The 309-nt window shown below is 38.8% G+C and carries 1 protein-coding gene; it reads right to left on the bottom strand.

The window, feature by feature from the left end:
* Nucleotides 1-280: restriction endonuclease subunit S domain-containing protein (locus AAEZ18_RS18545; RefSeq protein WP_502935417.1), on the bottom strand; the 280-nt coding region annotated here is incomplete at its 3' end.
* Nucleotides 281-309 lie beyond the last annotated feature (29 nt).

Here is a 309-nt window from a genome sequence, read left to right as displayed (position 1 = left end):
GGTTTAAATATTTTGCAACCTCATTCCACCACTCCTTACCATGAACAGCCCAACGAAGATATTCTGGGTGAACACGCTCTCCCTCTGGACGTAATAAAACTAAGTTTTGCCCTAAAGCAAATTTAGAGTTTCTTGGGACGCAAACAGTTTCACCAGAGTTACATCTACGAGATAAAATAATATCTCCGTACATTGGATTTGCTTTTCGTGTCCAATGTTTGAAATCATCTTCTGAAATTAGTCTGGGATTAGCATCAAAATTAATCCGGCCATTATCCATTTGTGGTATCCCAATATAAGGGATACCAC

This window comes from Pseudoalteromonas sp. 19-MNA-CIBAN-0066, assembly GCF_040308705.1.
GTDB classification, from domain to species: Bacteria; Pseudomonadota; Gammaproteobacteria; order Enterobacterales; family Alteromonadaceae; genus Pseudoalteromonas; species Pseudoalteromonas nigrifaciens.
Note: the sequence above shows the minus strand (reverse complement) of the source record. Positions and strands in the feature narration are given on the sequence as shown.